3 protein-coding genes are annotated in these 7,491 nt (G+C 59.3%); 2 read left to right on the top strand and 1 reads right to left on the bottom strand.

Annotated elements, in window-relative coordinates:
- The coding region (gene mnmL / locus FN633_RS11360; protein WP_154058918.1) for a tRNA modification radical SAM protein MnmL/YtqA at positions 1-912 on the bottom strand (912 nt) is incomplete at its 3' end.
- 671 nt (positions 913-1,583) lie between these two features.
- On the opposite strand from mnmL, the gene gltB reads away from it, so the two are divergent.
- Complete coding sequence (gene gltB / locus FN633_RS11355; protein ID WP_154057785.1) at positions 1,584-6,044, top strand: glutamate synthase large subunit; 4,461 nt, start codon at positions 1,584-1,586, stop codon at positions 6,042-6,044.
- Between the two features lie 9 nt (positions 6,045-6,053).
- On the top strand, positions 6,054-7,472 hold the full coding sequence (locus FN633_RS11350; RefSeq protein ID WP_154057784.1) for a glutamate synthase small subunit: 1,419 nt from the start codon (positions 6,054-6,056) through the stop codon (positions 7,470-7,472).
- Positions 7,473-7,491 lie beyond the last annotated feature (19 nt).

Genomic DNA, 7,491 nt, shown 5'->3' with positions numbered 1-7,491 from the left:
CCACGGCTTGCCTAACGCAGAGCCTTGCGCCCCATGGGCGTTGAGGTACTTATCCAGTTCGACCATGCCGGTCCAGCGGTTCTCGCACCACAGCGGCGCAAGCAGGGTTGGACGCCGGGCGCTGGCGGAGATGCGGTGGTAGATCACATCCGGCGGCGTATGGCGGATCATCTCCCCGGCGATATGGGTATAGGCATCCAGCTCGATACCGGCTAACCGCCCGGCCTGCCAGGCCTTAGCCATAGTACTGCCGGTGACAATATGCAGCGGATGCAGCTTGAGACCGTCAACGCCGCTCTCTACTACTCGCTGTAGCGTGGCAAGGCACTCCGTCTCCCCTTCCCCCGGCAGGCCAACGATCAGGTGACTGCATACCTTCAGCCCGCGCTGCCGGGCCAGCCGGGTCGTTTTTTGATAACAGGCGAAGTCGTGGCCACGGTTGATGCGGTGCAGGGTTTTATCGTGGGCCGTTTGCAGACCCAGCTCCAGCCAGACCTCATAGCCCTGCTGCTGGTATTCGCTAAGCAGATCCAGCACCGCCTCCGGGACGCAGTCCGGGCGCGTTCCAACACACAGCCCGACAATATTGGCCTGGCTCACCGCCTGGTAGTACATCGCCCGCAGCACCTGAACCTCGGCCCAGGTGCTGGTATAGGCCTGAAAATAGGCCAGGTAGCGCCCGGCGCGGTTAACCCGCGTTGCCTGGTAAGCCAGCTGCTCAGCGATAGAGTGCGCCTGCTGGGTCTCATCGGCAAAGGAGGCAACGTTGCAGAAGGTGCAGCCCCCGCGGCCAAGGGTGCCATCGCGGTTCGGGCAGCTAAAGCCGCCGTGCAGGGTGAGCTTATGCACTTTTTCACCGTAGCGGCGGGCAAGATCGCCACCAAACATATTGACTAATTTTTGTAACTGCATAATCTGAAAGGCCGCCCTTAAAAAAGGGGCAAGCCTGCCACTTTTAGCCTCCGTCGGCGATGACCTGGATCAATCGCCATAGCGGCGCTATTTTCTTTGCATAACCAAGCAAAATTACCGAAGTTTCATTCACCGCCATGTTGATTACTTTTCCTTATATTGCCAGCCTGTTTTTCGACAATTTTTGCGCAAGCGTAAAACAGTGTCTTTATGCGGGTTACTCTGTGCAACTAGCGAAAAATAGCGCATTAAAGTAAAAAAATAGCGTATACCGGTAACGATAGCGCTTTCTTATAGTGAGAGAGATCACACTCTGTCCCTGCCTGCTGTAGCTGTAACCTGGCTGTAAAATAGCTAAATATCTATTTATATCAGCGCATTAACCCTGTGTTAGCACATTTTTGTATAAATAAGATTGTGATTTGACCTGTGTGTCGATTCCCGATAAGTTGGATATCCGCTGGAAGCTTTCTGGGTGAGCAGTCTGCTCACCATATTTATGCAGTAATTTAGATTCCCTCTGAAGCAAGTCCTCAACACTTGTTTGACCTAAGCGAAAAGGATGATAGAGGGCGACACGCGAGGCCTGTAGGCTCCGTCGCCACGCCCTTTCTGCGCCTGCGCGCCACGGTCATGAGAGAGTCACGTAGAGCCTGGGGAGGTTCACTGATATGTTGTACGATAAATCTCTTGAGAGAGATAACTGTGGTTTCGGCCTGATCGCCCACATAGAAGGCGAACCTAGCCACAAGGTAGTGCGTACCGCTATTCACGCACTGGCCCGAATGCAGCACCGTGGTGCGATCCTTGCCGATGGTAAAACCGGCGACGGTTGCGGCCTGCTGCTGCAAAAACCTGACCGTTTCTTCCGCCTGGTTGCCGAAGAGCGCGGCTGGCGCTTAGCCAAAAATTACGCCGTCGGCATGCTGTTCCTGAACCAGGACGCTGAGAAGGCCGCCGCTGCGCGCCGCATCGTCGAAGAAGAACTTCAGCAAGAGACCCTGTCTATCGTGGGCTGGCGCGATGTGCCTACCAACGAAGGGGTGCTCGGTGAAATCGCCCTCTCCTCGCTGCCACGTATTGAGCAAATTTTTGTCAACGCCCCTGCGGGCTGGCGTCCACGTGATATGGAGCGCCGCCTGTTTATCGCGCGCCGCCGTATCGAAAAACGCCTCCAGGAGGATAAAGAGTTCTACGTCTGTAGCCTCTCGAACCTGGTCAACATCTATAAAGGTCTCTGTATGCCGGCGGATCTGCCGCGCTTCTACCTGGACCTCGCGGATCTGCGTCTGGAGTCGGCCATCTGCCTGTTCCATCAGCGCTTCTCCACCAACACCGTACCGCGCTGGCCGCTGGCCCAGCCGTTCCGCTACCTGGCCCATAACGGTGAGATCAACACCATCACCGGTAACCGCCAGTGGGCGCGCGCGCGTACCTATAAATTCAAGACGCCGCTGATCCCGGATCTGCACGACGCCGCGCCGTTCGTTAACGAAACCGGCTCCGACTCCAGCTCGCTGGATAACATGCTGGAGCTGCTGCTGGCGGGCGGGATGGACATCGTCCGTGCCATGCGCCTGCTGGTGCCGCCAGCGTGGCAGAATAACCCGGATATGGATCCGGAGCTGCGCGCCTTCTTTGACTTTAACTCCATGCACATGGAGCCGTGGGATGGTCCGGCGGGTATCGTGATGTCCGACGGTCGCTTTGCCGCCTGTAACCTGGACCGTAACGGTCTGCGCCCGGCGCGCTACGTCATCACTAAAGACAAGCTGATCACCTGCGCCTCAGAAGTGGGGATCTGGGATTACCAGCCCGACGAAGTGGTGGAAAAAGGCCGCGTAGGTCCGGGTGAGCTGATGGTGATCGACACCCGCGGCGGCCGTATCCTGCACTCCCGCGAAACCGATGACGATCTGAAGAGCCGCCACCCCTATAAAGAGTGGATGGAGAAAAACGTACGCCGTCTGGTGCCGTTTGAAGATCTGCCGGATGACGCGGTGGGCAGCCGTGAGATGGATGACGACCTGCTCGCCAGCTTCCAAAAACAGTTTAACTACAGCGCCGAAGAGCTGGATTCCGTGGTCCGCGTGCTGGGTGAAAACGGCCAGGAGGCGGTCGGCTCAATGGGTGACGATACCCCGTTTGCCGTGCTCTCCAGCCAGCCGCGCATCATTTATGACTACTTCCGCCAGCAGTTTGCGCAGGTCACCAACCCGCCAATCGATCCGCTGCGGGAAGCACACGTGATGTCGCTGGCCACCAGCATCGGTCGGGAGATGAATGTCTTCTGTGAAGCCGAGGGCCAGGCGCATCGCCTGACCTTTAAGTCACCGATCCTGCTCTACTCCGATTTTAAACAGCTCACCACCATGTCGGAGCACCACTACCGCGCCGACACGCTGGATATCACCTTTGACGTTAACACCGCGTCGCTGGCAGACACGGTGAGCGCGCTGTGTGATAAAGCAGAACAGATGGTGCGCGACGGCACGGTGCTGCTGGTGCTCTCTGACCGTAACATTGCCAAAGATCGCCTGCCGGTTCCGGCTCCAATGGCGGTGGGTGCTATCCAGACTCGCCTCGTGGAGAAGAGCCTGCGCTGCGACGCCAACATCATCGTTGAAACCGCCAGCGCCCGCGATCCGCATCACTTCGCCGTGCTGCTGGGCTTCGGCGCGACGGCTATCTATCCATACCTCGCCTATGAAACCCTGGCGAAGCTGGTGGATACGCACGCCATCGATAAGAACTACCGTAACGTGATGCTGAACTACCGTAACGGCATCAACAAAGGCCTCTACAAGATCATGTCCAAAATGGGCATCTCGACCGTGGCCTCCTACCGCTGCTCGAAGCTGTTCGAAGCGGTCGGCCTGCATGACGAGGTCGCCGATCTCTGCTTCCAGGGCGTAATCAGCCGCATCGGCGGCGCGGGCTTTGCTGACTTCCAGCAGGATCTGCTGAACCTGTCGAAGCGTGCCTGGCTGGCGCGTAAGCCGCTTGAACAGGGCGGTCTGCTGAAGTACGTGCACGGCGGTGAATACCACGCCTATAACCCTGACGTGGTGCGCACCCTGCAGCAGGCGGTACAGAGCGGCGAGTACAGCGACTATCAGCAGTACGCTAAGCTGGTCAACGAACGTCCGGCGGCTACCCTGCGCGATCTGCTGCACATCAACCCGCCTGCGGACGCGGTCAGCATTGACGACGTGGAGCCCGCCAGCGAGCTGTTTAAACGCTTCGATACCGCAGCAATGTCTATCGGCGCGCTGAGTCCAGAGGCCCACGAGGCGCTGGCCGAAGCGATGAACAGCATCGGCGGCAACTCGAACTCCGGCGAAGGCGGAGAAGATCCGGCTCGCTACGGCACCAATAAAGTGTCGCGTATCAAACAGGTTGCCTCGGGCCGCTTCGGCGTGACCCCGGCCTACCTGGTGAACGCCGACGTGATCCAGATTAAAGTGGCCCAGGGCGCGAAGCCTGGGGAAGGCGGCCAGCTGCCGGGGGACAAAGTGACCCCGTACATTGCGAAGCTGCGCTACTCGGTGCCGGGCGTGACGCTGATCTCCCCGCCGCCGCACCACGATATCTACTCCATCGAGGATCTGGCCCAGCTGATCTTTGACCTCAAGCAGGTCAATCCGAAGGCGATGATCTCCGTGAAGCTGGTCTCCGAGCCGGGCGTAGGCACCATCGCCACCGGCGTCGCAAAAGCCTATGCAGATCTGATTACCATTGCTGGCTACGACGGCGGCACCGGCGCAAGCCCGCTCTCCTCAGTGAAATACGCGGGCTGCCCGTGGGAGCTGGGGCTGGTTGAGACCCAGCAGGCGCTGGTGGCGAACGGCCTGCGTCACAAGATCCGCCTGCAGGTGGATGGCGGCCTGAAAACCGGCGTGGACATCATCAAAGCGGCGATTCTGGGTGCGGAGAGCTTCGGCTTCGGCACCGGCCCGATGGTGGCGCTGGGCTGTAAATACCTGCGTATTTGCCACCTGAACAACTGCGCAACGGGCGTTGCAACCCAGGATGAGAAGCTGCGTAAGAACCACTATCACGGCCTGCCGTTCAAAGTGACCAACTACTTTGAATTTATCGCCCGTGAGACCCGGGAGCTGATGGCGCAGCTGGGCGTAACCCGCCTGGTAGACCTGATTGGCCGTACCGATCTGCTCACCGCGCTGGAAGGCTTCACCGCCAAACAGCAGAAGCTGGATCTGTCCAAGCTGCTGGAGACTGCCGAGCCGCATCCAGGCAAAGCGCTCCACTGCACCGAGCACAACCCACCGTTTGATAACGGGGTGCTCAACGCCCAGCTGCTGAACCAAGCCAAGCCGTTTGTTGACGATCGCCAGAGCAAAACCTTCTGGTTTGATATTCGCAACACCGACCGTTCGGTAGGCGCATCGCTCTCCGGCTACATTGCCCAGACGCATGGCGATCAGGGCCTGGCGTCGGATCCGATCAAAGCCCACTTCAGCGGCACCGCAGGCCAGAGCTTCGGCGTGTGGAACGCCGGTGGCGTTGAGCTGTACCTGACCGGGGATGCCAACGATTACGTCGGTAAAGGCATGGCGGGCGGTCTGCTGGCGGTGCGTCCGCCGGTTGGCTCGGCCTTCCGTAGCCACGAGGCGAGCATTATCGGTAACACCTGCCTGTACGGCGCGACCGGCGGTCGTCTGTACGCCGCAGGCCGCGCGGGGGAACGTTTTGGGGTCCGTAACTCCGGGGCGATCACCGTGGTGGAAGGTATTGGTGACAACGGCTGTGAGTACATGACCGGCGGCATCGTCTGTATTCTCGGCAAGACCGGCGTTAACTTTGGTGCGGGTATGACCGGCGGCTTCGCCTACGTGCTGGATGAAGACGGCGAGTTCCGCAAACGCGTGAACCCGGAGCTGGTGGAAGTGCTGAGCGTCGACGACCTCGCGATCCATGAAGAGCACCTGCGCGGCCTGATCACCGAGCATGTGCAGCATACGGGCTCCTCGCGTGGAGAAGAGATTCTGGCGCACTGGCCGACCTTCGCCGCGAAATTTGCGCTGGTTAAGCCGAAGTCCAGCGATGTTAAAGCCCTGTTGGGTCACCGTAGTCGCAGCGCCGCAGAGTTGCGCGTGCAGGCGCAGTAAGAGGTAGCAATGAGCCAGAACGTATACCAGTTTATCGACTTACAGCGCGTGGATCCGCCCAAGAAAGCGCTGAAGATCCGTAAGATCGAATTTGTTGAGATTTATGAGCCGTTTTCAGAAGGCCAGGCCAAGGCGCAGGCAGACCGCTGCCTCTCCTGCGGCAACCCGTACTGTGAATGGAAATGCCCGGTACATAACTACATCCCGAACTGGCTGAAGCTGGCCAACGAGGGGCGTATTTTTGAAGCCGCCGAGCTGTCGCATCAGACTAACACCCTGCCGGAAGTGTGCGGCCGGGTCTGTCCGCAGGACCGCCTTTGCGAAGGCTCCTGCACCCTGAACGACGAGTTCGGTGCGGTAACCATCGGCAACATCGAGCGCTATATCAACGATAAGGCGTTTGAGATGGGCTGGCGTCCGGACCTGACCGGCGTGAAGCAGACCGACAAACGCGTCGCCATCATCGGCGCGGGCCCGGCAGGTCTGGCGTGCGCCGACGTGCTGACCCGCAACGGCGTGAAGGCAGTGGTGTTCGATCGCCATCCAGAGATTGGTGGCCTGCTGACCTTTGGTATTCCGGCCTTCAAGCTGGAGAAAGAGGTCATGACCCGCCGTCGGGAGATTTTCACCGGCATGGGTATTGAGTTCAAACTCAATGTCGAAGTGGGCCGCGACGTGCAGCTCGACGATCTGCTGAAGGATTACGATGCGGTATTCCTCGGCGTGGGCACCTATCAGTCCATGCGCGGCGGTCTGGAGAATGAAGACGCCTCCGGCGTGTTTGATGCCCTGCCGTTCCTGATCGCTAACACCAAGCAGATCATGGGCTTCGGTGAGACCGCGGATGAACCTTTTGTCAGCATGGAAGGCAAGCGCGTGGTGGTGCTGGGCGGCGGTGATACCGCAATGGACTGCGTGCGCACCTCCATCCGCCAGGGCGCAACGCATGTGATCTGTGCCTATCGCCGTGATGAAGAGAACATGCCAGGCTCCCGCCGCGAAGTGAAAAACGCGCGTGAAGAGGGCGTGGAGTTCCAGTTCAACGTCCAGCCGCTGGGTATTGAAGTCAACGCTAACGGCAAGGTGAGCGGCGTGAAGATGGCACGTACCGAAATGGGCGCGCCAGATGCACACGGTCGCCGCCGGGCTGAGATTGTCGCTGGTTCCGAGCATGTAGTTCCGGCCGATGCGGTAGTGATGGCGTTTGGTTTCCGTCCGCACAGCATGTCCTGGCTGGCACAGCACAGCGTTGAACTGGACGCCCAGGGCCGCATCATCGCTCCGGAAGGCAACGAAAACGCCTTCCAGACCAGCAACCCGAAAATCTTCGCCGGGGGTGACATCGTGCGCGGGTCGGACCTGGTGGTGACGGCGATTGCTGAAGGGCGTAAAGCCGCCGACGGCATTATGAATTACCTCGAAGTGTAAATAACGAGCCGGATGTGCA

Origin of the sequence: Pseudescherichia vulneris, assembly GCF_902164725.1 — a bacterium.
In the GTDB taxonomy this organism is placed as follows: Bacteria; Pseudomonadota; Gammaproteobacteria; order Enterobacterales; family Enterobacteriaceae; genus Pseudescherichia; species Pseudescherichia vulneris.
Note: the sequence above shows the minus strand (reverse complement) of the source record. Positions and strands in the feature narration are given on the sequence as shown.